The following is a 26679-nucleotide window of genomic DNA, read 5'->3' on the forward strand; positions in this document are numbered from 1 at the left end:
ACTGACCCGTCTTCCACCAACGAACCGACCATGAACCTACCCGTCAGCCTCATTGGCGTTCCCACCGACATCGGCGCCGGCGCGCGCGGCGCCTCCATGGGGCCCGAGGCCCTGCGCGTGGCCGGCCTGCAAGCGGTGCTGGAGAGCCACGGCCTGCAGGTGATCGACCGTGGCAACCTGGGCGGCCCGTCCAACCCCTGGCAACCGCCGGTCGACGGTTACCGCCACCTGCCCGAAGTGGTGGCATGGAACACCACACTGCACGACGCGGTGCACACCGAACTCGCCCAGGGCCGACTGCCCATCGTGCTGGGGGGCGACCACTGCCTGGGCATGGGGTCCATCAGCGCGGTGGCCCGCCACTGCCGCGAAACCGGCAAGCAGCTCCGCGTGCTGTGGCTGGACGCGCACGCCGACTTCAACACCGCCGAACTCACCCCCAGCGGCAACGTCCACGGCATGCCGGTGGCCTGCCTGTGCGGCCACGGGCCGGCCGAGCTCACCGGCATCGGCGGCCACACGCCGGCCATCACGCCCGACGTGGTGCGCCAGATCGGCATCCGCAGTGTGGACCCGGGCGAAAAGCGCTTCGTGCACGAAGTGGGTCTGGAAGTGTTCGACATGCGCTACATCGACGAGATGGGCATGCGCCACACCATGGAGCAGGCGCTGATGGGGATGGACGAGAACACCCACCTGCACGTGAGCTTCGACGTGGACTTCCTCGACCCGGAGATCGCGCCCGGCGTGGGCACCACGGTGCCCGGTGGCCCGACCTACCGCGAGGCCCAGCTGTGCATGGAGATGATCGCCGACACCGGGCGGCTCGCCTCGCTGGACGTGATGGAGCTCAACCCGGCGCTCGATGTGCGCAACCGCACCGCCGAGCTGGCGGTGGACCTGATCGAGAGCCTGTTCGGCAAGTCGACGCTGATGCGGAAGAAATAGGCTCCCCCCGCGCCGCCTTCGGCGTCACCCCCCCGGGGGGGCGATGCGAGCGGCCCGGCGAAGCCGGTTCCTCCGCATCACTGGAGCAGGCACGCGCTCCGTATGCGTTGTCTTTCAGCTCTTGCCTACGAGTTCGAGGTGCTCGACCACAGGCGGCTGCAGGAAGAACGGGCCGACGATGCTGCGCCACTCGGCGAAGGCCGGCGACTGGCGGAAACCCACCGTGTGGTCTTCCAGCGTGTCCCAGTAGATGTTCAGGATGTAGCGGCCCGGGCTTTCGATGCTGCGGTTGACCTTGAAGCCCTGAAAGCCTTTGGCCTGGGCAATCACGGTGCTGGCCCCGCGCAGGATCGCGGCTTCAAAGTCGGCCGCCTTGGCGGGGTCGATGCGGATGTCGGCGTGTTCAAGAATCATGTTCGCTCCTGCGGGTTCAGGCCACGGCGGCCCGGCGGTCGTCGCGAATCATATCCACGGCCTTCTCAGCCATCATGATCACCGGCGCATTGGTGTTGCCGCCGACCACGCTGGGCATCGCCGACGCATCGACCACGCGCAGCCCGTCCACGCCGTGCACCTTCAGCCGAGCGTCGACCACGGCACCCGCCGCCGGGTCCGGCCCCATGCGGCAGGTGCCGACCGGGTGGTAGATGGTGTCGGCGTGGTGGCGAACGAACTGCTCGATCTGGGCATCGCTCTGCGCGTCGCGCGAGGCGGCCGATTCGATGCCGCCATGGCGCGCCAGTGCCGGCTGCTGCAGCAATGCGCGCATGCGCTTGAAGCCCAGCACCAGCCGCGCGACGTCGTCCGGATCCTGCAGGAAGGCCGGGTCGATCAGCGGCGCCACCTGCGGGTCGGTGCTGGCGAGGCGCAGCGTGCCGCGGCTCCGGGGGCGCAACAGGCAGACGTGGCAGGAGTAGCCATGGCCGAGCACGGTCTTGCGACCATGGTCCACCAGCTTGCCGACCACGAAGTGCAGTTGCAGGTCGGGAATTGCCTCCTCGGGTGAGCTCTTGATGAAGCCGCCGGCCTCGGCGAAGTTGGTGGTCAGCATGCCGCTGCGGCGGCTGCGCCACTCGAAGACGCCCTTGACCATGTCGGCGATGCCGCTCGGGGAGATGCCGAACAGTGAAGTCAAACGAGGGGCGTTCACCACCATCACCACGTCCGGGTGGTCGTGCAGGTTGCCGCCCACGCCGGGCAGTTCGTGCACCGCGGCCACGCCATGTTCCGACAGGTGCGCGGTCGGCCCGATGCCCGAGAGCATCAGCAGCTGCGGCGAACCGAAGGCGCCGGCGCTCAGCAGCACCTCGCCACCCGGGTTCAGGGCCAGGGTCTGCGGCGCGCCGCGGCCGCCATCGGGCCGGTATTCGACGCCCACCGCCACGGGGCGCCCACCCCGCTGTTCCGTCACCACGCGCGTGGTGAGCGCGCTGGTGATCACCCGCAGGTTGCTGCGCCCCAGGTGCGGCGTGAGGTAGGCCTTGGCGGCGCTGAAGCGCTCGCCATTCTTGTGCGTGACCTGGTAGACGCCCACGCCCTCCTGCTCGGCGCCGTTGAAGTCCGCGTTGACTGGGTAGCCCGCCTGACGCCCCGCCTCGACGAAGTCCGGCAGCACCGGGTTGGGCGAGCGCAGGTCCATCACGTTCAGCGGGCCGCCGCTGCCGTGCCAGTCGTCGGCCCCGCGCTCGTTGTGCTCGGCGCGCTTGAAGTACGGCAGCACCTCGCTGAACGACCAGCCAGGGTTGCCTTCGGCGGCCCAGGCGTCGTAGTCTTGCGCGTGGCCGCGCGCATAGATCATGGCGTTGATGGAGCTGGAGCCGCCCAGCACCTTGCCGCGCGGCTGGTAACCCCGGCGGCCGTGCAGGCCTGGCTGCGGCACGGTGGAATAGTCCCAGCCGTTGAGCTGGTACTTGGCCATCACCGCCAGCCCCCCGGGGCAGTGGATCAGCACGCTGCGGTCCTGCGGCCCGGCTTCGAGCAGCGCCACGCGCACGGCCGGGTCTTCGCTCAGGCGGCCGGCCAGCACGCTGCCGGCGGACCCACCGCCCACGACGATGTAATCGAACATGTTGACTCCTGGCGTCGCGCGCCTGTCATGCCGTTGCAGGACGCTGCGCGACAATGCGGGGCAAGGTAGCACAGGGCCTTTCGCCGCAGTAGGCTGGCCCGCCTAGAGCGCCTCCGTCTTTACCCTCATCTTCCAGGAGTGATTCCCACATGAGCAGCATCCAGACCGTCGGCATCATCGGCGCCGGCACCATGGGCAACGGCATCGCGCAGGCCTGCGCCGTCAGTGGCATCCGCGTGGTCATGGTCGACGTGGCCCAGGCCGCGGTGGACAAGGGCCTGGCCACGGTGGCCGGCAGCCTGGACCGCCTGATCAAGAAAGAGAAGCTGACCGCCGAGGGCAAGGCCACCGCGCTGGCGCTGATCAAAGGTTCGACCAGCTACGACGACCTCAAGGGCGCGCAACTGGTCATCGAGGCCGCGACCGAGAACGAGGGTCTGAAGGTCAAGATCCTGCAGCAGCTCGACGGCATCCTGGCGCCCGAGGTGATCGTCGCCACCAACACCAGTTCGATCAGCATCACCAAGCTCGCCGCCGCGACCCAGCGCGCCGACAAGTTCATCGGCATGCACTTCTTCAACCCGGTGCCCATGATGGCGCTGGTGGAGATCATCCGCGGCCTGCAGACCAGCGACGCCACGCACGACGCCGTCAAGGCCCTGGCCGAAGCCCTGGGCAAGACGCCGATCACGGTGAAGAACGCGCCCGGTTTCGTGGTCAACCGCATCCTGGTGCCCATGATCAACGAGGCCTTCTTCGTGCTGGCCGAGGGCATCGCCACGCCCGAGGACATCGACGCCGGCATGAAGCTGGGCACCAACCAGCCCATCGGTCCGCTGGCCCTGGCCGACATGATCGGCCTGGACGTCTGCCTGGCGGTGATGAACGTCTACATGGCCGAGTTCAACGACAGCAAGTACCGCCCGGCCCCGCTGCTCAAGGAGATGGTGGCGGCCGGCTGGCTGGGCCGCAAGACGGGGCGCGGGGTGTATACGTACTGAGGCACCCACGACAGAAGGGTAGTTGATCCAGTGGCACCGCGGAACCGGCTTCGCCGGGCCGCCAGTGCCGCCCCCCGGGGGTGACGCCGAAGGCGGCGCGGGGGGAGCCATTTCTTGAGGCAGATCAATGGGCGGCGGCGCCGCGTCTCCAGAATGGCCTGAACGCCATCAAGGAGTCCCCCATGAGCGCAGCCCCCGTCTCCATTGCCATCTTCGAGTTTCTCGACAGCACCCACCAGGACATCCAGGACCATGTGCGGCAGCTGCACGGGCTGGTGGACGCCATCGAGTCCGACGGGCTGAACGCGGCCACCCGGGCGCTGGCCCGCCGCGTGTTGAACTACTTCAACACCGAGGCGCGCCAGCACCACCTGGACGAAGAAAAGCACATCTTCCCGGCGCTGCTGGCCAGCCAGGACGCCGAGGTCGCGCAGGCGGCCGAGCACCTGATCCAGGACCACGGCTGGCTGGAAGAGAACTGGATCCAGATCGCCCCTTCTCTGGAAGCGGCCACCAACGGCAACCTCTGGTTCGACCCAGCCGAGCTGCGGCATGCGCTGAAGGTGTTCGAGGCGCTGTACCTGGACCACATCCTGCTGGAAGAGTCGCTCGCCTACCCGGAGGCGAAGAAGCGCATGAAGGGCATCGACACCATCGGTATGGGCCGTGAGATGGCGCGGCGGCGCGTGATGGCCCAGGACGAGGTGCGCGCCCTCGCCTGAGAGCCCCTGCTCGGAAGGAGCCAAGAGGTGCCCTCGTACACTGACCGGCTTCCTGTCCTGCACCTGAAGCCATGAGTTCTTTCGACTTCGACCTCTTTGTCATCGGCGGCGGCAGCGGCGGTGTGCGTGCCGCCCGCATGGCCGCCGGGCGCGGCGCCCGCGTGGCGCTGGCCGAAACCCTGGGCACCGACGGCCTGGGCGGCACCTGCGTCAACGTGGGCTGCATCCCCAAGAAGCTCTACAGCTACGCGGCGCACTACCACGACGCCTTCGAGGAGTCGCGCGGTTTTGGCTGGGAACTGGACGCCGCCCCCACCTTCAACTGGTCCACCCTCAAGGCCAACCGGGCCAAGGAAATCTCGCGCCTGAACGGCGTCTACGCCAACCTGCTGCGCGGCTCGGGCGTCACCGTCATCAACGGCTTTGCGCGCATCGACGGACCGCACGCCATCACCGTGGCGACGCTCAACGCCGATGGCTCGCCGGGCCACCAGTCCTGCACCGCCGCGAACATCCTCATTGCCACCGGTGGCACGCCTTTCGTGCCGCACTTCACCGGGCGCGAGCACGTCATCACCTCCAACGAGGTGTTTGACCTCGACCCCTTCCCGCAGCGCCTGCTGGTGGTGGGTGGTGGCTACATCGCCTGCGAGTTCGCGTCCATCTTCAACGGCCTCGGCGCCAAGGTCACCCAGCTCTACCGGGGCGAACAGGTGCTGCGCGGCTTCGATGACGAGATCCGCCACTTCGTGGCCGGCGAGATGCAGAAGTCGGGTGTGGACCTGCGCCTGAACGCCGGCGTGGTGGACATCCGCAAAACCGCGGACGGTCTGCGCGCCGAGCTGGAAGACGGCAATGTCGTCATGGCCGACGCCGTGCTCTACGCCACCGGCCGAAAGCCCAATGTGCAGGGACTGGGCCTGGAGGCCTTGGGCGTGGCCCAGGGCGCGCAAGGTGAGGTCATCGTGAACGAACACTACCGCACCAACGTGCCCAGCATCTGGGCCGTGGGTGACGTGACCAACCGGGTGCAGCTCACGCCGGTGGCGCTGGGCGAGGCCATGGTGGTGGTGGACCAGCTGTTCGGCCCGGCCCCCGGCAAGGCGCCGCGCAGCATGGGCTACGAGTTCATCCCCACCGCGGTGTTCACCCACCCCAGCATCGGGACCGTGGGCTACAGTGAGGCGCAGGCGCGCGAGAAGTTCGGCGCGGTCACCGTGTTCCGCAGCGAGTTCAAGGCGCTGCGGCACACGCTCTCGGGCAGCAGCGAACGCACGCTGATGAAGCTGATCGTGGACACCGCCAGCGACCGCGTGGTGGGCCTGCACATGGTGGGCGCCGAGGCCGGCGAGATCGTGCAGGGCTTCGCCGTGGCCATGAAGGCCGGCGCCACCAAGGCGGTGTTCGACAGCACCATCGGCATCCACCCGACGGCGGCCGAAGAGTTCGTGACCATGCGCGACCCCGTCAAGAGCTGAACCACACCAATCCGGCCGCCACCAGCCCGGTGTGCAGCCAAAGGCCGGGCGCCAGCCAGCGCAGGTAGGCCATGCGCCCGGTGAGCCCGGCGGTGATGCTCTTGCTCGCCGCGTGCACCAGCAAGGCCAGCGCCACCGCCCACACGCCGGCCGGCCGCGACACCGGCGTGGTGGCCGAGAACACCGCCGCCAGCGCCGAATGCAGGTCGGCCAGCGCGGCCACCAGCGCACCCGCCACCAAGCCCGCATCGCCCAGCCAGCGCTGCAGGGCGTGCACCACCAGCTGCACGCTGCTGAGCAGCACGGCCACGGCCGCGGCGCCGCGCAGGCTGAACATGCGGTCGTCGCCGCGCACGGACAGTCCCTCGATGCGCGGCGACGACACCACCAGCCCGTCGCCATCGGTCGGCGCACCGCGCATCAGCACCCAGCCCCACAGCGCCACCACCCCGGCCCCCACCAACGCCGGCAGCCACAGCCGCGCCAGCCAGGCCGGCTGCATGGCCGCGGCCACCAGCAGCAGCTGCACCTGGGTGGACACGCAGGACAGCAGGCCGCCGCCGGCCATCAGGCGGGGCTGGGCGCCCTGCTCGCGCACAGCCAGCCCCAGGGTGGCGATGGTGGCGGTGCTGGACACGAAGCCCGAGGCCAGCGCCGACACCGCCACCGCGTGGTGCGCCGCGAGCAGCCGCGCCGCCAGGTGTGCCACCGACTGCACGCCCAGCAGCAGCACCAGCAGTTGCACCACCTTGTGCGGGTTCAGCGGCGTGCCCCACAGCGGCTGGTCGGGCACCAGGGGCAGCGCCATCAGCACCAGCGCGGCCAGCACGATGCCATCGCGCACCTCGCCCGGGCGCAGCCAGTGCAGGGCGAACCGGTGCAGGCGCTCGCGCCCGGCCAGCAATGCGGTCAACCCGACAGCCAGGCCCGCCGCCAGCGGCGGGCTCCACACACAGAGCACACCGGTCAGGTAGGTCAGCAGCAGCGCGATCTCGGTCGTCGCGCCGGGGTCGTCGGAGCGGTCGCGCTGGTAGGCCAGCAAGGTGAGGCCGATCACCAGCAGGGCACCGGCCACCACCAGCCCACTGATCTGCGTCAGCGCCGCCGCGGCGCCGGCCACGCTGGTCACCGCGAAGGTGCGCAGACCGGCGAACGCCCGGTTCGGGCCACTGCCCTTGCGCCGCTCGCGCTCGATGCCCACCAGCAGGCCGCAGCCGAGGGCGACCGCCAGCACGGCGGCGGCAGGTGTATCGGGCACAAAGCCCCAGGAATCGGTCATGGACATGGCGCAGCGGAAGGACCCAGGCTGCCGCCACTGTAGCGTCAGCGTCTCAGGGCGTGACCAGCCCGTCCATGCGCACCACCTCGAAGTCCCGCCCCCGGACCTGGCGCAGCTCGCTGTTGAGCCGGTCGTTGTTCCACCGCGGATCGGGTGCGCCGCTGACATACCAGTTGCTGCCGTTGTCGGCCACGAACATGCCGTGCGTCTTCATGGCCGTGAGCAACGCCCGGGTCTCGGTGCTGAAGGTCGGTGGAATGATGTAGCTGGCCTTCAGCCGCACGCGCATGCCCATGGGCGGCAGGTTCGCGCTGGTGTTCGACGACGCCCAGTGCGTGGCCGGTGGCACGTAAGCGCGCCGGCTGCGTTGCACCGTGAAGCGCAGCGCGTGGGCAATGCCGCCAGGGCCGAGCGCGGCTTCCTCGTAGCGCGCCAGACCGGGGAAGATCGGCAGCCCCGCCGCGTCGGCGCTGGTCCAGCCAGGCTGGCCGCCCGGCCGCACGTTGTTGCTGTCCAGGTGGAACAGCGCGCCAACGTCTGCAAACCACGCCCCACCGGTCTGCGGGAACGCCCGGCCGATCTCGTAGAGGCGCTGGTTGTCCCGGTCGATCACGATCACATGGCGGTCGCCGTTGCTGGCACGCCCGCCCTCGACGGGGGCGTCCACCGGCACCGGGTACGGCCCCGGATCGCTCTCGTCCCCGTACGCGGTCCAGACCATGGGCACCCGGGCCTGCGCGCCCGAGACCACCACATAGGGAATGCCGATGGGCGCCCCCTCCCAGAAGCCGGACCCGAAGTCCGGGTGCAGGCCGGTGTCCAGTCCGATGCTGGCGATCAGCGCGTCCGAGTTCGGGTCCACCGGCAGGGCCGACACGTCCTGGTTCCAGGGGTTGTCGGCCGGGAAGGACAGCGCCCCGTACAGCGGCGCCCCGGGGCCCAGCGCCGCCCGTGCAAAGCTGCCGTAGCTGCGGATGGTGGCCGGCTCGGAGCCGAAGACGTGGTAGCCCGTGCCTTCGTAGGCGTACTGCGGCAGGTAGGCCACCTCGGTCGGGGTGACGGTATAGAAGTGGTAGCCCTTGCCCGCCAGGTAGAAGCGGCTGAGGGGCCGCAGCCCCGGCCCGGCCACCGTGCTCGCGTAGTAGGCGATACCCTCGTAGAGGAACTGCGGCAGGTTCGCCTGCACCTGCGCCCGTTCCGCTTCGCTGATGGTGTAGAAGTGCACGCCGGTCTGGCGGTTGTAGAAGCGGTGCACCGGGCTGAGTCCTGCGGCGGCCACGGGGCTGGCCTCGAACGCCGGCCCGTCGTAGGACATGACGGGCAGCGTGGCACGGATGCGGTCCCGCTCGCTGGCACTGGCCGTGTAGAAGTGCGCGCCCGTGGCCCGGTTGTAGAACCGGTAGACCGGCACCGTGCCCTGGGCCTTGGGCCCATCGGACGCGTCCAGCGCGGCCGACTTGCTGCGAGCCGGTGCCGGGCCGTCGGCACCGTCGGAAGCGCCGCCGCAGGCCGCCAGCAAGAACAGGAGCGCCCCGCAAACGCCCGCCAGGGACAGGCGCGAGATGGCAGAAAACGGTGTCCGGATCGGATTCATCGGGAGGCCCCACTAGAACGGCACAGTGTGCCACCGGCCCCTGAACGCGCCTGTAACAAGACCTGGCCACACAATAGCCCCATGCACAAATCCCCCACCTTCATCGCCCCCCAGCTGTTCGACGACCCGGCCGCCGCGCTGGCCCAGGTGCAGCACATCTACGACAGCAGCGTCGCCTTCCTGCGCGAAGCCATGCACGACTTCGTGGCGGGTGCCGAGCCCGGTGGCGCCCGCATCCGCGCCTGCTACCCCTTCGTGCGGCTGCACTCGCGCAGCGTCTCGCGCCAGGAGGCCGGGCTGCAGAGCCGGCTGAGCTACGGTTTCGTCGCCGGCCCGGGCCGCTTCGAAACCACGCTGACCCGCCCCGACCTGTACGCCGACTACTACCTGGAGCAGTTCCGCCTGCTGCTGTCCAACCACGACGGCAAGCTGGAGGTGGGCACCAGCACGCAGCCGATCCCGATCCACTTCTCCTTCGCCGAACACGAGCATGTGGAAGGCGAGATGGGCCCCGAGCGCCGCGCCCTGATGCGCGATGTGTTCGACCTGCCCGACCTGACCGTGATGGACGACGGCATCGCCAACGGCACGCACGAGCCCCGGCCGGGCGAGCCGCACCCGCTGTCCCTGTTCACCGGCCCGCGGGTGGACTATTCGCTCCAGCGCCTGCGCCACTACAGCGGCACCTCGCCCGACTGGTTCCAGAACTTCGTGCTGTTCACCAACTACCAGTTCTACATCGACGAGTTCATCAAGCTCGGACATGCCGAGATGGCCGACCCGCGCAGCGACTACATCGCCTTCGTCGAACCGGGCAACCTGGTCACGCGCCGCGCCGGCCTGTCGGCCCAGGCCATCGACGCGCTGGGCAAGGCCCTGCCCCGCCTGCCGCAGATGCCGGCCTACCACCTGCTGCGCGAAGACCGCTCGGGCATCACCATGGTCAACATTGGCGTGGGGCCCGCGAATGCCAAGACCATCACCGACCACATCGCCGTGCTGCGCCCGCACGCCTGGCTGATGCTGGGCCACTGCGCCGGCCTGCGCAACGGCCAGCAGCTGGGCGACTATGTGCTGGCCCACGCCTACGTGCGCGAAGACCACGTGCTCGACGAGGAACTGCCGCTGTGGGTGCCGATCCCCGCGCTGGCCGAGATCCAGGTCGCGCTGGAACAGGCCGTGGCCGACGTGACCGGCGTGCCGCCGCAGGAGCTCAAGCGCATCATGCGCACCGGCACCGTCGCCAGCACCGACAACCGCAACTGGGAACTGCTGCCCGACAACACGCCACAGCGCCGCTTCTCGCAATCGCGTGCCGTCGCACTGGACATGGAAAGCGCCACCATCGCCGCCAACGGATTCCGCTTCCGCGTGCCCTACGGCACCCTGCTGTGCGTGAGCGACAAGCCGCTGCACGGCGAGATCAAACTGCCCGGCATGGCCAACCACTTCTACCGCGAGCGGGTCGACCAGCACCTGCGCATCGGCATCCGCGCGGTGGAACTGTTGCGCGCCGGCGGGGTCGACCAGCTGCACAGCCGCAAGCTGCGCAGTTTTGCGGAAGTGGCTTTTCAGTAAGGCGCAGTGCGCCACCCCATACCCCTCATGCTCACGGAACAACTGCAAACCCTCATCGGCGTCGAACTCTGGCTGGCCTCGGCGCTGGTCATTCTTTTCATCACCCTGCTGGTGGACCAGGCCCTGCGCCTGGTGCTGCGCCGCATCGAGCGCTGGACCCACGCGTCCAGCACCCCCTGGGACGAATCGCTGCTGCGCGCCGCACGCCGGCCCTTGCAGGCCATGGTCTGGCTGGTGGGCCTCAGCCTGGTGGCGCGGGCGGTGCATGCGCGCTGGCCCGAACACGACTGGCTGGGCACCGTGCTGCTGTGGCGCGACATCGGCTTCATGGTCTGCGTGGCCTGGTTCCTCTGGAAGTTCATCGGCGAGGTGACGCAGACCAGCATCCGCCGCCGCACCGAAGCCGGAGAAGACTTCGACCTGACCACCGCGCTGGCGCTGAGCAAGCTGCTGCGCCTGGTGGTGGTGGTGGTCACCGTCATGACGGCCGCACACGGCCTTGGTTTCCAGATCGGCGGGCTGCTGGCGCTCGGCGGCGTGGGCGGTATCGCGGTCGGCCTGGCCGCCAGGGACCTGCTGGCCAACTTCTTCGGCGGCCTGACCATCTACCTGGACCGCCCCTTCAGCGTCGGCGACTGGATCCGCTCGCCCGACAAGAGCATCGAAGGCACGGTGGAGTACATCAGCTGGCGCCACACCCGCATCCGCGCCTTCAACAAGAACCCGATCTACGTGCCCAACTCGGTGTTCACCAGCATCGTGGTGGAAAACCCGTCGCGCATGAGCCACCGGCGCCTGAACGAAGTCATCGGCCTGCGCTACGACGACTTCGCGCAGGTGCAGGCGGTGTGCGACGACATCCGCGCCTACCTGCAACAGCACCCGGCCATCGACCCCACGCAGACGCTGATCGTCAACTTCACCCGCTTCGGCGCCAGTTCGCTGGACATCATGGTCTACGCCTTCACGCTCACCCGCGCCTGGGTCGACTACCAGACGCTCAAGCAGGAGCTGCTGCTGGCGATGGGCCGCATCGTCCAGCGCCATGGCGCGCAGATCGCCCTTCCCACGCAGACCCTGCACCTGGCCACGGGCGCTGGCGAGGCTGATCCGCCCCTCGCACACGGCTGTTGAGCCGCTGCACCGATGCCGGCTTTACCTCGGCTTGACATTTCTGCGGTGCGGCAGAAGCACGGGCCGCACACAATGCCTCCGACATGAACAACAGAATTCCCTTCCCTGTTGCGGCCCGCCAGCCACCGCTGCGCCGTGTGAGTCTGGCGGCTGTGCTGGCGTTGAGCCTGTCGGCCTGCGCCCACCTGTCGTCCCCGCCAGATCAAGCCGGCAGCAACGGCATGCTGCCGGTGGCACCGACCCAGTGGACCGCGGCGCCCGCCACCGAAGGGATGGCGGCCACCACGCTGACCCAGTGGTGGCAACGCTTCAACGACCCCTCGCTCACCACCCTGGTCACCCAGGCGCTGCAGGCCAACCCCGGCGTGCGCAGCGCACAGGCCGCGCTGCAGCAGGCGCGCGCCCAGCGCGACGTGCAGCAGGCGAACAACGGCCCCTCGCTCAGCGCCTCGGGCTCGGCCCAGCGCAGCCGCTCGGGCTCGGCCGACGCCAGCAGCCGCTTCCAGGCCGGCTTTGACGCCAGCTGGGAGCCCGACATCTTCGGCGGCAACCGCGCCCGCCTGGACGCCAGCGAGGCCGAGGCCCGCGCCTCCGAAACCAGCCTGGCCGATGTGCAGGTGTCGCTCGCGGCCGAGGTCGCCGCCTCGCTGATCGAGCTGCGCGGCCTGCAGTCGCGGCTGGACATCGCGCAGCGCAACCTGGCCGCCCAGTCCGAAACGCTGCAGATCACGCGCTGGCGGGTGCAGGCCGGCCTCGCATCTTCGCTGGACCTGGAACAGGCCATTGCGGCGCAGGCGCAGACCCAGGCCCAGATTCCTGCGCTGCAGACCAGCCTGGCCCAGTCCCGGAACGCGCTGTCGGTGCTGACCGGACAGGCGCCCGGCGCGCTGGACGCCACGCTGGGCGCGGTCGCGCCGGTGCCGCAGCCGCCCGCCGACATCGCGCTCTCGCTGCCGGCCGAGACCCTGCGCCAGCGCCCCGACGTGCGCACCGCCGAGCACCGCATCAGCGCCGCGCTGGCGCGAGTGACCGCCGCCGACGCCGCGCGCTACCCGAGCTTCCGGCTCGGCGGCTCGCTCGGCCTGTCCGCGCTCACGCTGGGCACCCTGACCGACGGCGCCTCCGTGGTGCGGTCCCTGCTGGCCAGCGTGTCGGCGCCGCTGCTGGACGGAGGCGCCGCGAAGGCCCAGGTGCGCGCGCAGGAGGCGGCGCTGGAACAGGCGCGCGCCAGCTACGCCAGCACCGTGCTGACCGCGCTGCAGGACGTGGAGGACGCGCTGGTCGCCATCCAGGGCGACCGCGAGCGCCTGGCCCGCCTGCAGACCGCCGCCGAGGCCGCCGTCAACGCCGAGCTGCTGGCGCGCCAGCGATACCAGAGCGGCCTGATCGATTTCCGCACCGTGCTCGACACCCAGCGCACCCTGCTGTCCGCGCAGGACAGCGTGGCCAGCGCCCAGGCCTCGCTCGCCACCGGCCATGTGCGCCTCTACAAGGCCCTGGGCGGTGGCTGGACCCCGGACACCGCCGCGCCGAGCGCCGCCCGCTGACCGATTTCTCCCGATGACCATGAACGCCAAGAAGACCTCCACCCCCGCCGACGTCCAGAACCTGCTGGGCGATGACCGTCCGCCCCGCTGGTGGCAGCGCGCCTCGACCTGGATCGCGGTCGCGGCGCTGGCGCTGGCCGGCGGCGGCCTCTACGTCTGGCAGTCGCAGAAGAGCGCCAAGGCCGCCCCGGTCTACGTGACCGAGCCGCTCAAGGCCGGCGACATCACGCTCACGGTCTCGGCCAACGGGACGCTGCAGCCGACCCGCTCGGTCAACGTGGGCAGCGAGCTCTCGGGCACGGTCAAACGCGTGCTGGTCGACGTGAACGACCGCGTCAAGGCCGGCCAGGTGCTGGTGGAGCTGGACACCGCCAAGCTGCAGGACCAGGTGACGCAGGCGCGCGCCGGCCTGGCCTCGGCCCAGGCTCAGCTGGCCCAGGCGGTCGCCACGGCCCGCGAGGCCCGCGCCGCGCTCGCCCGCTACGAGGAGGTGGCACGCCTGTCGGGCGGCAAGGTGCCCTCGGCCACCGAGCTGGACGGTGCCAAGGCCGCCGTGGACCGTGCCGTGGCCGCCGAGGCCGCCGCCCAGGCTTCCGTCAACGAGGCCCGCGCCGCGCTGTCCACCAACGAGACCAACCTGTCCAAAGCTTCGATCCGCTCCCCCATCAGCGGCGTGGTGCTTTCGCGCTCGGTCGACCCGGGCAACGCGGTGGCCGCCTCGCTGCAGGCGGTCACCCTGTTCACCCTGGCCGAGGACCTGGCCCAGCTCAAACTGGATGTGGCGGTGGACGAGGCCGACGTGGGCAATGTCAAGGTCGACCAGAAGGCCACGTTCACCGTCAGCGCCTTTCCTGCGCGGCGCTACCCGGCCACCATCCAGCGCGTGGCCTTCGGATCGACCAAGACCGACAACGTCGTCACCTACACCACCACGCTCAATGTCGACAACGCCGACCTGAGCCTGCGCCCCGGCATGACCGCGGCCGCGACCATCGTGGCCAAGGAAGCCAAGGGCGTGCTGCTGGTGCCCAACACCGCGCTGCGCTTCTCGCCCGCGTCTTCCAACGGCGCCGCCCCGGCCAGCGGCGGCAGCATCCTCTCGAAGATGATGCCGCGCCCCCCGAACACGCGCCCCAAGACCGCCGGCATGGACCGCCGTGGTGGTGGCCCGCGCCAGATCTGGGTGCTGGAGAACGGCGAGCCCGTGGCCAAGCCGGTCAAAACCGGCATCAGCGACGGCCGCAACACCGAGGTCAGCGGCGAAGGCCTGACCGAAGGCATGGCGGTGATCACGGAACAACGCAGTGGGGCTACGCCGTGAGCCCCCACGCTCCACCGCTGCGCGGGTCGCTGCCCCCCGGGGGGGCTGATCCGGCTTGGGGCGGCCCGGCGCCGGATCGCCCGGTCAACGACAACCCGCTGATCCGCCTGCGCGGCATCACCAAGACCTACGGCGAGGGCAACACCGCCTTCCAGGCGCTCAAGGGGGTCGACCTCGACATCCAGCAGGGCGACTTCGTGGCGATCATGGGCCCCAGCGGTTCGGGCAAGTCGACCGCGATGAACACCCTGGGCTGCCTGGACGTGCCCACCACGGGCGAGTACCTGTTCCGCGGCGTGCACGTGGAGTCGCTCTCGCGCGACCAGCGTGCGCGCCTGCGCCGGCGCTACTTCGGCTTCGTGTTCCAGGGCTTCCACCTGCTGGCGCGCACCTCGGCGCAGGAGAACGTCGAGCTGCCCCTGGTCTACCGCGGCGAACCCGCGGCCCTGCGGCACTCGGCGGCGCTCGCGGCGCTGGAGAAGGTCGGTCTCAAGGGCTGGGAGCACCACACGCCGGGCGAACTCTCCGGTGGCCAGCAGCAGCGCGTGGCGATCGCGCGCGCCATCGTCACCGAGCCGCAGGTGCTGCTGGCCGACGAGCCGACCGGCAACCTCGACACGCAACGCAGCCACGAAATCATGGAACTGCTCTGGCGCCTGAACACTGAGCAGGGCATCACCGTGCTGATGGTCACGCACGAGCCCGACATGGCCGAGTACGCGCGCCGCATGGTGCGCTTCGTCGACGGCGTGGTTGCCAGCGACGTGCGCAACCCGGTGCCGCACCTGCTGCGCGAACGCCAGCCGGAAGGGGACAGCCATGTGGCTTAACACCCTGGTCCTGGCGCTGCGCTCGATCCGGCGCAACCTGCTGCGCTCCTTCCTCACCATCCTGGGCATCGTGATCGGCGTCAGCGCCGTGATCACCATGGTCACCGTGGGCAACGGCGCCACCGCGGCGGTGCAGAACCAGATCGCCGGCCTGGGCACCAACCTGCTGCAGGTGCGCCCCGGCCAGCGCATGGGGCCGGGCGGTGGCGGCGGCGGTGCGCCCGCATTCAAGGAAAGCGACGGCGAGGCCATCATGGGCCAGGTCAGCGGCATCCTGGCGGTGGCGCCCGAAGCCCGCACCGGCACCACCCTGGTGGCCAATGGCCGCAACTGGAATTCCAGCGTGATCGGCAGCACCAACGACTGGCTGGTCACCGGCAACTGGAAGATCGCCGACGGCCGCAACTTCAGCGACGACGAGCTTCGCGCCGGCGGCGCGGTCTGCCTGATCGGCCAGACGGTGCAGCGCGAGCTGTTCGGCAACACCAGCGCCGTGGGCGGCCAGCTGCGGGTCAAGGCCATGAGCTGCGAGGTCGTCGGCACGCTCGAATCCAAGGGCCAGGGCGCCTTCGGCAACGACCAGGACGACATGGTGCTGATGCCGATCAAGACACTGCAGCGCCGCATCGTCGGCCACACCCGCGTCAACACCCTGCTGGTGTCGATGAGCGATGGCGCCGACGCCGCGCGCGTGACCGCCTCGATCACGCAGCTGCTGCGCGAGCGCCGCAAGCTGGCCGAGACCGACGAGGACAACTTCAACGTGCTCGACACCAAGCAGCTGGCCGAAACCCTCTCGGGCACGACCAGGATCATGACCATGCTGCTGGGCGCGGTGGCCGCCGTCAGCCTGCTGGTGGGCGGCATCGGCATCATGAACATCATGCTGGTGAGCGTGACCGAACGCACCCGCGAGATCGGCCTGCGCCTGGCCATCGGCGCGCTGGAGCGCGAGGTGCTGCTGCAGTTCCTGATCGAGGCCGTGGTGCTGGCCGCGCTCGGCGGCCTGGTGGGCATCGTGCTGGCCACCGGCGCCTCGGTGGCGCTGTCGGCGGTGATGGACGTGCCCTACCAGTTCAACCTGGGCGTGAACCTGCTGAGCTTCCTGTTCTCGGCCGCCATCGGCGTGCTGTTCGGCTACTTCCCGGCGCGGCGCGCGGCGCGGCTCAATCCGATTGACGCATTACGTCATGAGTGAAGTCAGACCTCGCGGGGCCTGACCTTGCTCGCGGCCAGCTTGGCGTTGGCGCGCGCCGTGTCGGTGTCCGTCGCCCGGGCCAGCGCGACGCCCATGCGGCGCTTGGTGAAGCTCTCGGGTTTGCCGAACAGGCGCAGGTCGGTGCCGGGCACACGCAGCGCCTCATCGACGCCGTCGAACACGATGCCCTGGGCCTCGACACCGCCGTAGATCACGGCACTGGCGCCCGGGTTGCGCAGGGACGTGTCCACCGGCAGGCCGAGGATGGCGCGGGCGTGCAGTTCGAACTCGCTCTGGTGCTGCGTGCACAGGGTCACCAGGCCGGTGTCGTGCGGGCGCGGGCTGACTTCGCTGAACCAGACCTGCTCGCCCTTGACGAACAGCTCCACGCCGAACAGGCCAAGGCCGCCGAGGTTGTCGGTGACGGCCTTGGCGATCTGGCGCGACTTTTCAATGGCGGCCGGCGTCATCGCCATGGGCTGCCAGCTCTCAACGTAGTCGCCGCTCACCTGCACATGGCCAATGGGTTCGCAGAAATGCGTCTCGACCTCGCCACTGGCGCCCCTGGCGCGCACGGTCAGCTGGGTGATCTCGTAGTCGAAGTCGATGAAGCCTTCGACGATCACGCGGCCATGGCTCACGCGGCCGCCGGCCATCGCGTAGTCCCAGGCTTTCTGCACATCGGCCGGGCCGTCGATCTTGCTCTGGCCCTTGCCGCTGGAACTCATCACCGGTTTGACGATGCAGGGGTAACCGATGCCGGCGTCAATGGCCGCCTGCAGCTCGGCCAGCGAGTCGCAGAACTGGTAGGGGCTGGTCGGCAGGCCCAGGGTCTCGGCCGCCAGGCGACGGATGCCCTCGCGGTCCATGGTCAGGCGCGCGGCGCGCGCGGTCGGGATCACCGTTACCGTGCCGGCGGCTTCGAGCTGCTCCAGCATGGGCGTGGCAATGGCCTCGATCTCGGGCACCACCAGGTGCGGGCGCTCGGCCTCGATCAGCGCCTTCAGCTGGGCCGGGTCGCTCATGGTGATGGTGCGCGCGTGGTGCGCCACCTGCTGGCCCGGCGCGTTCTCATAGCGGTCGACCGCGATGGTCTCCACGCCCAGGCGCTGCAGCGCGATCAGCACTTCCTTGCCGAGTTCGCCGCTGCCCAGCAGCATGACGCGGGTGGCGGAGGGCGAGAGGGGTGTACCAAGCGTCGTCATGAGGGTCCTCGAAAAACGTCAGGGGGCGGCAAGGCCCATGGCCTCACCCATGCGCACCGGCCGGCCGGCCGCCCAGCGCGGGTTGAAATCGATGGTGTCCTTGGGCCAGAGCATCACGACCGTGGAACCCAGCAGGAAGCAGCCCATCTCCTCGCCACGCTGCAGCAGGCAGGGCTCGTTGTCGTAGGTCCATTCGCGCACGTTGCGGGTGCGCGGCGGATTGACCACACCGTGCCAGACCGTGGCCATGCTGCCGACGATGGTGGCGCCCACCAGCACCAGCGCAAACGGACGGGTCTCGCCGTTGACACCGTGCGGCACGTCGAACACGCAGACCACGCGCTCGTTGCGTGCGAACAGGCCGGGCACGTGCGCCGCCGTCACCGGGTTCACCGAGAACAACTCGCCGGGCACGTAGATCATGCGCCGCAGCCGCGCGTTGCTGGGCATGTGGATGCGGTGGTAGTCCTTGGGGCTGAGGTAGATCGTGGCGAAGGAGCCGCCGCGGAACTGCGCGGCCAGGCCGGCGCTGCCCCCCACGAGCGCGCGGGTGCTGTAGCGGTGGCCCTTGGCCTGGTAGATCTGGTCGTCCTTGATGGCACCGAGCTGGCTGATCGCGCCATCGACCGGGCAGACAAATCCGTCGCGCGCGAGCGGGCGCACGCCGGCGCGCAGCGGCCGGGTGAAGAACTCGTTGAAGGTGGCGTAGCTGCGCGGATCGGGGTTGACCGCCTCGTCCATGTTGACGCCGTAGCGCTTGATGAACCAGGGAATCACGTTGTGCGTCCACCAGGTGGCGCGCGAGTGGGCGCACCAGCCGGCAAACCGCGTGATCGCGGTCTTGGGCAGCAGGTATTGCAGGGCGACGGCGGGGGGAAGGGACACTTTGGAGCGAGCCGGACGCGGCGTCAGACGACCGTTCGGCCGGGAAGCCGGCATTGTAGGACGGCCGTTTTCACCCGCCATTTCCGCCCGCAGGGGCACGGCGGGCACGGCACAATCGGCCGCCATGAGTGAACTGCTGTTCAAGTGCCGGGACCTGGTCAAGCGCTACGGCGGCCAGACGGTGGTCGACCGCCTCTCGTTCGGCATCGCTCCGGGCGAGTGCCTGGGCGTGATCGGCCCCAACGGCGCCGGCAAGACCACCACCATCCGCATGTGCCTGGGCCTGACGGCACCGGACGCCGGTGCGGTGACCGCCTTCGGCCTGCCCATGCCGCAGGAGGCGCTGGCGGTCAAGCAGCGCCTGGGCGTGGTCAGCCAGATGGACACGCTGGACCCGGATTTTTCCTGTGCCGAGAACCTGCTGGTGTACGGCCGCTACTTCGGCCTGAAGGACGCGTCCATCCGCGCGCGCATTCCGCAGCTGCTGGAGTTCGCCGCCCTGTCGCACAAGGCCGATGCCAAACCCGGCGAGCTCTCGGGCGGCATGAAGCGGCGGCTGTCGCTGGCGCGCGCCCTGGTCAACGACCCGCAACTGCTGCTGCTCGACGAGCCCACCACCGGGCTGGACCCGCAGGCGCGGCACCTGATGTGGGAGCGCCTGCAGCTGCTGTTGCAACAGGGCAAGAGCATCCTGCTGACCACCCACTTCATGGACGAGGCCGAGCGCCTGTGCTCGCGCCTGCTGGTGCTGGACCACGGCCGCAAGATCGCCGAGGGCCGGCCGCGCGAGCTGATCGCGCAGCACCTGGAGCCCGAGGTGGTGGAGGTCTACGGTGCCGGCGCGCTGGCGCTGCACAACGCACCGGCACACGCCGCCCTGCGCCAGCTGGCCGGGCGGGTCGAGGTGAGCGGCGAGACGGTGTTCTTCTACACACATGACGCCCGGTCGCTGCTGCAGGCGCTGGCGCCGATGCACGACCTGCGCACCCTGCACCGGCCGGCGAATCTGGAGGACCTGTTTCTGAAGCTCACGGGACGACAGATCCGGGAGGATGGCTGATGAGCACCCCGTCCCATTGGTCCGCCCCACGTCTCTCGATGCGCTGGTGGCCCGTGTTCCAGCGCAACCTGCTGGTCTGGAAGAAGCTGGCGCTGCCCAGCCTGGTCGGCAACATCGCCGAGCCGCTGATGTGGCTGGTGGCCTTCGGCTACGGCATGGGTGCGCTGGTGGGCCAGGTGAGCCTGTCCACGCCGCAGGGGCAGCAGGCCGTGCCCTACATCCTGTTCCTGGCCAGCGGCAGCATCTGCATGAGCGCGATGAACGCGGCCAGCTTCGAGGCGCTGTACTCCGCCTTCTCGCGCATGCATGTACAGAAGACCTGGGACGGCATCATGAATGCGCCCGTGCGGCTGGACGACGTGGTGCTGGCCGAGATGCTGTGGGCGGCCTTCAAGGCCCTGTTCACGGTGCTGGCCATCCTGGGCGTGATGCTCGCGCTGGGCATCAGCCACTCACCGAAACTGCTGCTGGTGCTGCCGGTCCTGCTGGTGGCGGGCATCACCTTCTCGTGCATCGCCCTGGTGTTCAACGCGCTGGCCCAGGGCTACGACTTCTTCACCTACTACTTCACGCTGTTCCTGACACCGATGATGTTCCTCTCGGGTGTCTTCTTTCCCCGGGAACAGCTGCCGGGTCTGGTGCGCGCCATCTCCGAATGGCTGCCGCTGACCAATGCCGTCGCGCTGGTGCGCCCCCTGTTCATGGACCAGTGGCCCGATCGGCCCCTGGTGCACCTGGCGGTGCTGGCGGTCTACGCGGTCGGCGCGTTCTGGGTCGCGCTGGCGCTGACCCGCAAACGCTTTGCGAAGTGATCAGTGCACGGCAAGCTGCAGGGCCGGCTGGGCTGCGGCGTAGAACTCGACGCCCGAGTCCATGAAGGCCTCGTTGTCGATCGCTGCGTCGTAAGCACGGAGGGCCTTGCGCTGCGTGAGGGTGCGGTGGGTGATCGGGATCAGGGGCTTGTCCAGCGGGCGGCACACGCGGTGGCGCAGGCCGCGCAGGTCGCGGCTGCTTTCCATGGCCGTGATCACGGCTTCCGGATCGAGCATGAGGACGAAGGGGTTGAGGCTGTCGGTGGAGTTCATGGCGGTGTCCTGGAGAAAACGGGGTGAAAACAAGGCGTTTGTCGATGTCACAAACTGTATTCATCCTGTTTCAAGACGTTAAGTCGGCGCCTTGCCATTCGCGTTGTAGGAAATTGCCTGACAAGCTGCGAGATAAGCGGTAATCACCTGTCAGTTTTCCGGCGAGCGGGGCCCGGCCCGCCCCACCTCGCGGCCCCATCAGGCGCGCAGAGCGTCCACCGCCGCCGCCACCACCCCCTGCACGCTGCCGCTCTCGGCGTAACACTTGCGGAGCCAGGTGGCGTGGTTGCCGTCGCGCGCCGCGGTGCGTTCGACCTCGTCCAGCGCGGCCTGCGCCTCCAGCACATCGGCGTGGTGGCCGAGCTTGCGCAGCGTGGCCAGGATGTCCTCTCGGATGCTGATCTGCTCGCGCGTCTTGGGGTTGACCATCATGCCGTCGAGACCAAAACGGCAGGCCTGGAAGCGGTTGTAGGTGTAGACGAGGTAGTCGTCCTCGACCGGCGGCGGTTCGTCGCGCTGCAACAGGTGGCGGCACAGGCACTGCAGGTAACAGGCCAGCGCCGCGGCGCGTTCCACCGTCAGCGGCGTGTCGCAGACCCGCAGCTCGATGGTGCCGTACTCGGGCTTGGGCCGGATGTCCCAGTAGAAGTCCTTCATGGACTTGACCACGCCCGTGCTCTCCATCTTGGTGAAGTACACGTTGGCGAACTCGTCCCAGCTGAGCGTGAAGGGAGCGCGCCCCGAGAGCGGGAAGGCGAACACCGAGTTCAGGCGCGCCGAGTCGAACAGCGTGTCCACACCCTGGAAGAACGGCGAGGACGCCGACAGCGCGATGAAGTGCGGCACATAGCGGTTGAGCGAGTGCAGCAGGAACAGCGCCTCGTCGGGCGAGCTGCAGCCCACGTGCACGTGCTGCCCGAACACGGTGAACTGCTTGGCGAGATAGCCGTACAGCCCCGAGAGCTCCTGAAAGCGCGGCTTGGAAAAGATGCGCTGCTCGAACCAGCGCTGGAACGGGTGGGTGCCGCCCCCGGCGAGCGCGATGTTGAGGCGGTCACCCGCATTCACCAGGGTGTCGCGGATCTCGCGCAGCTGCGCCAGCAGCGGGCCGTGCAGGTGCTGCACGTCGGTGGCGATCTCGATCATGCTCTGCGTCATCTCAGGCGTGACCACGCCCGGGAAGGGCTTGCGCCGCAGCAACTCCAGCAGGTCGTTGGCGCTGCTGGAGAGGTCCATGTCGTAGGTGTTGACGAGCTGCAGTTCGAGCTCGACGCCCAGCGTGAGGGATTCGGAGGCCTTGAAAGTTTCCAGCGGCATGTCTGCGTCACTCCCGGGTCACATGCGTTTCGCTCGCCGCCTGCAGGGCGCGCTGCGTCACCAGAGGACCGAACAGCTCCTGCAGCACCATCATGAACGCCAGGACCATCAGCACCTGGCGGGCGGGTTCGAAGCCGTAGAGGCGGCTCTGTTCCAGCAGCAGGATGGCGAAGGCCGACATCGGCGTGAGCGCCAGGCCGGTCAGCAGACCCTTGCGCTCGGTGCTGCCCGACAGGCGCGCCGCGGCCACGTTGCACACCACCTTGGTGGCGATGCGCACGACGATCAGCACCAGCCCCAGCAGCACGCCGCCACCGATCTCGCTCCAGTCCAGCAGGGCCGCGATGTAGACGAACAGGAACAGCGTCAGCATGTCGCCCGCGGTGCCGAAGCCGCGCTGGGCGTTGGTGAGGTGCACGCGGCGTTCGCGCGCCACGATGCCGAAGGTCAGCGCGGCCAGCAGCGGCGAGAGCTTGAGGCCGTAGGCCATGGTGGTCAGCAGCACCACCGCGAGCGCGAACACCAGGGTCACGTCGCGCTCCTGGATGCGCTGCGAGCGCAGCAGTGCGGGCATGCCCACGCCCAGCAGCGCCCCCACGGCGACCGAGGTGACCAGCACGTGCACGCTGCCGAAAGCCGCCAGCACCAGGTCGCCCGAGGTCGAGAGGTGCCAGTAGCCGATGACCAGTTTGAGCGCCAGTACGGCCACCAGGCAGTTGATTGCGCACAGGTGCAGCACGCGCTCGGTCACCTGGCCGGCGCTGCGCATCTCGTTGGCCACCCGCACGATGCCGGCGGGCGAGGCGGACACCGACAGCGCCGCGATGATCAGCCGGGTGTCTGTGGGCAGCGTGAACAGCCCCGACACCCAGTACACCGTGGCGAAGGTCAGCACCGACTCCACCAGCCCCAGCGCCAGCACCCAGGGGTTGTGGCGGAACCAGCGCAGGTGGATGCGGTAGCCCAGCTCGAACAGGATCAGCGACAGCGCCACGTTGGCCAGGAAGGGCAGGCCCGGCACGGCGTCGGTCAGCCCCGGCAGGTTGATCAGGCTGGCCACCAGGCCCACCGCCACATAGCTGGTCACCCGCGGCAGGTTGGCCCATTCGTGCAGCCGCTCGCCCAGATACCAGGCCACCAGCAGCACCAGGGGCCAGGCCATGGACTGAAGAAGAAAGGGAAAGTCGGTCACCATGCAGAAAAAGAATGGTTGGAGGGCGGCGCCCCGGCCCCCGGGTGTACCACCCCGGGAAGGTGCTGTCATGTAACAGGACGAAACCCCTCAGGGGGCGGCGGCCTCTTGACGCCAGTGAAAACGCTGTTCCAGCAGGCGCGGTTCGTCGAAATGGCGGCGGCCGACAAAGGCCGTCGGGTGCCGCCCCCACTGCCGCATCGCGCCGGGGCTCTCGATGCCCATGGGCCAGAACAGGACCCGTTCGCCGCGCTCGGTACCCGGCATGATGCCATGGGACCCGAATGCACTGCGATGGCCGCCGTCCGCCGTGGGCAGGCTGCGCAGCGCGTCTTCGTGTTCCTGCGGGTAGACCACCCCCGTCGCCGCCCCCTCGTCGGCGGCCACACCGACCAGCTGGTGGTCCGATGCGCTCAGATGCACCCGCAGGCGCTGGCCCGGTGCGAGCTCGGGCAGCGTGGCCGGCACGAACGCCCATTCGATGCGCGCCGACGGCGGCGGGCGCAGGTCCATGCTGCGCGCCGGCACGAACACGTGGTAGCAGCCGCAGCCGTGGATGCTGTCGAGCATCAGCGGCCGACCGCGTTCGTCCAGGGTCAGGCGCAGCACCACCGCATCCACCCGACCGGCCAGCAGGTCCAGCCCGTGGCGCGCCGGCCGCTCGGGAAACCACAGGCTGTAGACCAGCTGCAGCAGCACCCGGTCGCCGTAGCGCGTGTGGGCGATGCGCTGGTAGAGCAGCGGCTGCGCGGTCTGGACCTCCGGCGCAGGGTCCTCGCCCCAGCGCAGCCGGCCCGGCTGGTCGGCGTCGGAACGGGTCTCGATGTGCACCACCGGCGCGTAGGCCTGCAGCAGGCGGCGGGCGGTGTCGGCGTCGGGCGCCGGAATACCGAGAGCGTCCACCGGCAGCGGCGTCCACGGCACCGTCGCTGCGGCCCCGGTCGCGGGCCGGTAGCGGGCCCAGCCCGGTGCGTCCGCGGGCGGCGAGGCCATCCAGCGGCTTTGCCATTGCCGCAGCTCGCGCTCCACGCCCGAGAAAAACGGCCACTGGCTCAGCGGGTAGAGACCCAGCGTGCGCAGCGCAACGCTGTAGTCGTCGGGCACCAACGCGGCGTCGCGCAGCCGGCGCCGGGCGGTCTCGTCGGCCGACAGCGCCTGCCAGAGCAGCGGGCCGCAGGCCTTTGCGCGCGCCTGGAGGTCCTCGCGGTCCACGACGCCCAGCGCGTCAACGGCGGCGCGCGGCAGGTTGCGGATCTCGGCCCAGCGCGCCGCCTGGTCCAGCGCCATCAGGCGGTCGCCCCAGGCCTGCCAGCGCGCAGCGTCCTGCAAGGCCTCGTCGCGGAAGGACGCCAGCAGGCGGTCGACGCGGACGAAGGGCACCCCGTCGATGCGGGCCGCGCCGCCGTCGCGCACCGCATGCGCATCGGTCTGTTCGTCGAGCTGCTGCAACCACCGCTGGCAGGCGGCCACCGGTTCGCCCTCGTCTGCACCGCGGGGCACCTGCGACGCACACCCCGCCAGCACCACCACGGCGGTGGCGAGCAGGCGCGAAATCACGGACTTGCAGACCATCGCACGATGGTAGCGGCCGGATTCGCCGGCGCCGAAGGTCTGGTTACACGCCCTCGAAAGCGCAGGGTTACCATGCCGCATGACCCCAAACCAACGCCTTTCCCTCGCCCGTACCGTGGGCCTGCCGCTGCTGCTGTCGCTGACCGCCCTCGCGTCCCATGCCCAGTCCACCCCCTCCGCCGCCCCTGCGGCCGCCGCGGCGTCCAGCCCGGCCAAGAAGGAGCTGATCCAGCGCGTGCTCAAGCTGCAGCAAGGCGGCATCGAGCGGCTGGCCACGGCCATGACCGAAGAGCCCGCTGTGCTGCTCGCCGACCGGGCCTCCGAGATCATCGCCGCCAAGGTGCCCAAGGACCGGCAGGAGACGGTCGCCAAGGAGGTCCAGTCCGAGCTGCAGAAGTACCTCAAGGACACCGTACCCCTGGTGCGGCGCAGTGCCCAGCAACTGGCGCCGGCCACCATCGGCGCGGTGCTGGAGAGCAAGTTCAACGAGGACGAGCTGCGCGAGATCGTGGCGATGCTGGAGTCCCCGGCCTACGGCAAGTACCAGCAGCTCAGCGGTGAGATGCAGCAGTCGCTGCAGGCCAGGCTGGTGTCCGACACCCGGGCCACCGTCGAGCCCCGCGTGCAGGCGCTGGAGAAGACCCTGGGCGAGCGTCTGAAAGCAGCCACCTCCGCAGCCGCCGCTACACCCGCCAAGCCCGTGGCCAAGCCGGCCGCCAAGTAAGCCCTTGACCTGAGCCCGCACGCCGCACACGCGGCGCGGGCCTCAGACCGCGAAGCGCTCGCGCAGCGGCTGCAGGCCGAGTTCGTCGACGATCTGCAGCAGGCGTTCGCGGGCGCGCTGCCGCTGGCCCTGCGGCCCGTCGTGGCGGCGCGCCAGGATCAGCTCGTTCTTCATCGAGTGCTCCCAGCCCACCAGTTCGGTCACCGTGACCTGGTAGCCGTGGGCTTCGAGCTGAAGGCAGCGCAGCACGTTGGTGATCTGGCTGCCGAACTCGCGCGTGTGCAGCGGGTGCCGCCAGAGCTCGGCCAGCGGTGTTCGGGCGAGTGACAGCGCCTTGTGCTGGCGCATCACCGAGGCCACCTCGGCCTGGCAGCAGGGCACCAGCACCATGAAGCGGGCCTGCTTCGCCAGGCCGAAGGCGATGGCGTCGTCGGTGGCCGTGTCGCAGGCGTGCAGCGCGGTCACCACGTCGATCTGCGCCGGCAGATCGGGGTGGTCCAGCGCCTGCTGCACCGTGGTCGCCAGGAAGCCCATGCGCGCGAAGCCCAGCCGCTGCGCCAGCGCGCGCGACTTCTCCACCAGCTCGGCGCGCGTCTCGACCCCGTACACCCAGCCGACCGGCTTCGACTTGAAGAACAGGTCGTAGAGGATGAAGCCGAGGTAGGACTTGCCCGCGCCGTGGTCGGCCAGGGTCACGTCTCCGCGGTCCTTGAGCACCTCGGCCAGCAGCGGCTCGATGAACTGCACCAGGTGGTAGACCTGCTTGAGCTTGCGGCGGGTGTCCTGGTTGAGCTTGCCCTCTCGCGTGAGGATGTGCAGCTCCTTGAGCAGTTCGACGGACTGGCCCTCGCGCAGTTCGGGCAACTGGGCCTGCAGGCTGGGGGCTTCGGGGGTGCGGCGGGCGGCTTTGGGCATGCCTGGATTGTCGCAGGCGGTCACAA

24 protein-coding genes are annotated in these 26679 nt (G+C 69.6%); 13 read left to right on the top strand and 11 right to left on the bottom strand.

What is annotated here, in order from left to right; all coding sequences use genetic code 11:
* The first annotated feature begins 30 nt into the window (after positions 1–30).
* Positions 31–948, top strand: coding sequence for an arginase (gene rocF / locus HPS01S_RS08335; protein WP_066153809.1), 918 nt, complete (start codon positions 31–33; stop codon positions 946–948).
* 114 nt (positions 949–1062) lie between these two features.
* Here rocF and HPS01S_RS08340 read toward each other — a convergent pair whose 3' ends face one another.
* Positions 1063–1362 (bottom strand): antibiotic biosynthesis monooxygenase family protein, encoded by a 300-nt coding sequence (locus HPS01S_RS08340; protein WP_066153812.1) that lies wholly within the window; start codon positions 1360–1362, stop codon positions 1063–1065.
* A gap of 16 nt (positions 1363–1378) precedes the next feature.
* On the bottom strand, positions 1379–3016 hold the full coding sequence (locus HPS01S_RS08345; protein WP_066153815.1) for a GMC family oxidoreductase: 1638 nt from the start codon (positions 3014–3016) through the stop codon (positions 1379–1381).
* A gap of 149 nt (positions 3017–3165) precedes the next feature.
* Between HPS01S_RS08345 and HPS01S_RS08350 the strand changes: the two genes are divergently transcribed.
* The 3 genes from HPS01S_RS08350 to gorA all read left to right on the top strand — a co-directional run bounded on the left by HPS01S_RS08350 (position 3166) and on the right by gorA (position 6217).
* Entirely contained in the window at positions 3166–4017 is an 852-nt protein-coding gene (locus HPS01S_RS08350) for a 3-hydroxybutyryl-CoA dehydrogenase (protein ID WP_066153818.1), read from the top strand.
* A gap of 182 nt (positions 4018–4199) precedes the next feature.
* Positions 4200–4739, top strand: a complete 540-nt coding sequence (locus HPS01S_RS08355) for a hemerythrin domain-containing protein (RefSeq protein ID WP_066153821.1) — start codon at positions 4200–4202, stop codon at positions 4737–4739.
* A gap of 71 nt (positions 4740–4810) precedes the next feature.
* Positions 4811–6217, top strand: coding sequence for a glutathione-disulfide reductase (gene gorA / locus HPS01S_RS08360; RefSeq protein WP_066153824.1), 1407 nt, complete (start codon positions 4811–4813; stop codon positions 6215–6217).
* Here gorA and HPS01S_RS08365 read toward each other — a convergent pair.
* On the bottom strand, positions 6207–7496 hold the full coding sequence (locus HPS01S_RS08365; RefSeq protein WP_066153827.1) for an MgtC/SapB family protein: 1290 nt from the start codon (positions 7494–7496) through the stop codon (positions 6207–6209). The genes gorA and HPS01S_RS08365 overlap by 11 nt on opposite strands.
* A gap of 52 nt (positions 7497–7548) precedes the next feature.
* The gene (locus HPS01S_RS22185; RefSeq protein ID WP_255284184.1) at positions 7549–9090 is read right to left on the bottom strand and encodes a hypothetical protein; all 1542 of its coding nucleotides are present in this window, start codon (positions 9088–9090) and stop codon (positions 7549–7551) included.
* Between the two features lie 81 nt (positions 9091–9171).
* On the opposite strand from HPS01S_RS22185, the gene HPS01S_RS08375 reads away from it, so the two are divergent.
* From HPS01S_RS08375 to HPS01S_RS08400, 6 genes are all read left to right on the top strand, one after another.
* On the top strand, positions 9172–10668 hold the full coding sequence (locus HPS01S_RS08375; protein WP_066153830.1) for an AMP nucleosidase: 1497 nt from the start codon (positions 9172–9174) through the stop codon (positions 10666–10668).
* 27 nt (positions 10669–10695) lie between these two features.
* On the top strand, positions 10696–11802 hold the full coding sequence (locus tag HPS01S_RS08380; protein ID WP_066153832.1) for a mechanosensitive ion channel family protein: 1107 nt from the start codon (positions 10696–10698) through the stop codon (positions 11800–11802).
* A gap of 83 nt (positions 11803–11885) precedes the next feature.
* Positions 11886–13349 (top strand): efflux transporter outer membrane subunit, encoded by a 1464-nt coding sequence (locus HPS01S_RS08385; protein WP_084397173.1) that lies wholly within the window; start codon positions 11886–11888, stop codon positions 13347–13349.
* A 19-nt stretch (positions 13350–13368) separates the two neighbouring features.
* Entirely contained in the window at positions 13369–14670 is a 1302-nt protein-coding gene (locus HPS01S_RS08390) for an efflux RND transporter periplasmic adaptor subunit (RefSeq protein ID WP_066154074.1), read from the top strand.
* A 98-nt stretch (positions 14671–14768) separates the two neighbouring features.
* Positions 14769–15500, top strand: a complete 732-nt coding sequence (locus tag HPS01S_RS08395; RefSeq protein WP_243721743.1) for an ABC transporter ATP-binding protein — start codon at positions 14769–14771, stop codon at positions 15498–15500.
* Entirely contained in the window at positions 15490–16698 is a 1209-nt protein-coding gene (locus HPS01S_RS08400; RefSeq protein ID WP_066153835.1) for an ABC transporter permease, read from the top strand. Before HPS01S_RS08395 ends, HPS01S_RS08400 begins: the two co-directional genes overlap by 11 nt.
* A 2-nt stretch (positions 16699–16700) precedes the next feature.
* On the opposite strand, the gene purT is transcribed toward HPS01S_RS08400, so the two are convergent.
* Together purT and asd are read right to left on the bottom strand one after the other, a co-directional pair.
* Positions 16701–17903 (bottom strand): formate-dependent phosphoribosylglycinamide formyltransferase, encoded by a 1203-nt coding sequence (gene purT / locus HPS01S_RS08405; protein WP_066153837.1) that lies wholly within the window; start codon positions 17901–17903, stop codon positions 16701–16703.
* An 18-nt stretch (positions 17904–17921) separates the two neighbouring features.
* The gene (gene asd / locus HPS01S_RS08410) at positions 17922–18788 is read right to left on the bottom strand and encodes an archaetidylserine decarboxylase (protein ID WP_066153839.1); all 867 of its coding nucleotides are present in this window, start codon (positions 18786–18788) and stop codon (positions 17922–17924) included.
* 124 nt (positions 18789–18912) lie between these two features.
* Here asd and HPS01S_RS08415 point away from each other — a divergent pair, with 124 nt between their 5' ends.
* Positions 18913–19848 (top strand): ATP-binding cassette domain-containing protein, encoded by a 936-nt coding sequence (locus tag HPS01S_RS08415; protein WP_066153842.1) that lies wholly within the window; start codon positions 18913–18915, stop codon positions 19846–19848.
* On the top strand, positions 19848–20660 hold the full coding sequence (locus tag HPS01S_RS08420; protein ID WP_066153845.1) for an ABC transporter permease: 813 nt from the start codon (positions 19848–19850) through the stop codon (positions 20658–20660). The genes HPS01S_RS08415 and HPS01S_RS08420 overlap by 1 nt, the downstream gene beginning before the upstream one ends.
* Here the strand turns inward: HPS01S_RS08420 and HPS01S_RS08425 are convergent, their stop codons facing one another.
* The 4 genes from HPS01S_RS08425 to HPS01S_RS08440 all read right to left on the bottom strand — a co-directional run bounded on the left by HPS01S_RS08425 (position 20661) and on the right by HPS01S_RS08440 (position 25014).
* Positions 20661–20933: a hypothetical protein gene (locus tag HPS01S_RS08425; RefSeq protein ID WP_066153848.1), complete on the bottom strand. Its 273-nt coding sequence runs from the start codon at positions 20931–20933 to the stop codon at positions 20661–20663.
* 198 nt (positions 20934–21131) lie between these two features.
* Positions 21132–22250: a YbdK family carboxylate-amine ligase gene (locus tag HPS01S_RS08430; RefSeq protein WP_066153851.1), complete on the bottom strand. Its 1119-nt coding sequence runs from the start codon at positions 22248–22250 to the stop codon at positions 21132–21134.
* Positions 22251–22257: 7 nt separating this feature from the next.
* Positions 22258–23412, bottom strand: a complete 1155-nt coding sequence (locus HPS01S_RS08435) for a cation:proton antiporter (RefSeq protein ID WP_066153854.1) — start codon at positions 23410–23412, stop codon at positions 22258–22260.
* 120 nt (positions 23413–23532) lie between these two features.
* Positions 23533–25014, bottom strand: a complete 1482-nt coding sequence (locus HPS01S_RS08440; protein ID WP_066153857.1) for a hypothetical protein — start codon at positions 25012–25014, stop codon at positions 23533–23535.
* Positions 25015–25093: 79 nt separating this feature from the next.
* On the opposite strand from HPS01S_RS08440, the gene HPS01S_RS08445 reads away from it, so the two are divergent.
* A complete protein-coding gene (locus HPS01S_RS08445; RefSeq protein ID WP_157576143.1) occupies positions 25094–25738 on the top strand; it encodes a hypothetical protein in 645 nt (214 codons plus the stop codon).
* A 42-nt stretch (positions 25739–25780) separates the two neighbouring features.
* Here HPS01S_RS08445 and HPS01S_RS08450 read toward each other — a convergent pair whose 3' ends face one another.
* Complete coding sequence (locus HPS01S_RS08450; RefSeq protein WP_066154079.1) at positions 25781–26653, bottom strand: class I SAM-dependent methyltransferase; 873 nt, start codon at positions 26651–26653, stop codon at positions 25781–25783.
* Positions 26654–26679 lie beyond the last annotated feature (26 nt).

The organism is Hydrogenophaga pseudoflava NBRC 102511, assembly GCF_001592285.1.
In the GTDB taxonomy this organism is placed as follows: domain Bacteria; phylum Pseudomonadota; class Gammaproteobacteria; order Burkholderiales; family Burkholderiaceae_C; genus Hydrogenophaga; species Hydrogenophaga pseudoflava.